An 844-nucleotide genomic window follows, 5' to 3' on the forward strand; every position below is an offset into this window, starting at 1 on the left:
GCCTCCGGCGCTCCCGGCCGGTGACGACTTCGACACGCTCGACGGGCTTCGACATAGGCGCACGCCTAGGCTCACACCTAGGCCCTCAGGTTGCGCCGGGTGTCCGGTCGAACTGGGGGCGCTCCACCCCCGACACCCGCTCGATGAACAGCAGGTCACGCAGGTAGTGCTCGACCGCGGGGGGGCAGCGGGATGCGCCCCTGGGCGTGCGCGCGCAGCAGGTCGAGCGCCTTGAGGACGTCGTCACTCATCGGGACACATCCTGGATCAGCTTGCGCAGGATCGCCAGGCCGTAGGCGTCGTAGCCGCGGGCCTCGACGGTGAACCGCAAGCGTCTTCCCTCGACTGCCTTGCGGCGGGCGGTGCTGGTCGGCTGACCTGCGCGGCTGCCGGGCGGCGCGGATGTCGGTTGTCGCCCTTACGCGCAGGGGTATGGGCGTTGCCGGACGGTCAGCGGGGCGAGGCGATCAGCGTGGGGCAGCGGCGGCGGCGCTGGACGACGGAGCAGAAGCTGGCGCTGGTCGAGGAGGCGATGCGCCCCGGCGCCTCGGTGGCGGGCGTTGCCGACCGCCACGGCATGAGCCGCAGCCTGCTGTTCGCGTGGCGGCGTCAGGCCCGCGAGGGGGCGATGCCGGGCCTGGAGCGGACCGAGCTGAAGGTCCCGCCCACGCTGGTACCGGTTCGCGTCGTTGAGGATCAGGCGCCGTGGCGCGCGCCAGGCCGATGCACCGCGCGACGAGGCCCATGCGGCGCTTCTCGGCGGCGAAGACATGCTCGACCAGACTGCGCACCCGCGCGCGCGTCGCGTTGCCGCGGGCGATGGGGGCGGGCATCGGCCGTCCGC

Annotated in this window: 2 protein-coding genes; one reads left to right on the plus strand and one right to left on the minus strand. The window is 73.5% G+C overall.

Annotated elements, in window-relative coordinates; genetic code table 11:
• Positions 1-450: 450 nt before the first annotated feature.
• On the minus strand, positions 451-579 hold the full coding sequence (locus tag K1J50_RS19695; protein WP_255575475.1) for a hypothetical protein: 129 nt from the start codon (positions 577-579) through the stop codon (positions 451-453).
• Here K1J50_RS19695 and K1J50_RS19700 point away from each other — a divergent pair.
• Positions 533-844: transposase (locus tag K1J50_RS19700; protein ID WP_408869384.1), on the plus strand; the 312-nt coding region annotated here is incomplete at its 3' end. The genes K1J50_RS19695 and K1J50_RS19700 overlap by 47 nt on opposite strands.

The organism is Caldovatus aquaticus, assembly GCF_019458025.1.
Taxonomy (GTDB): Bacteria; Pseudomonadota; Alphaproteobacteria; order Acetobacterales; family Acetobacteraceae; genus Caldovatus; species Caldovatus aquaticus.

What these genes read in the sequence shown, in the direction of transcription:
- K1J50_RS19695 (WP_255575475.1), bottom strand. Translation starts at nt 579, where the DNA reads ATGCCGTGGCGGTCGGCAACGCCCGCCACCGAGGCGCCGGGGCGCATC.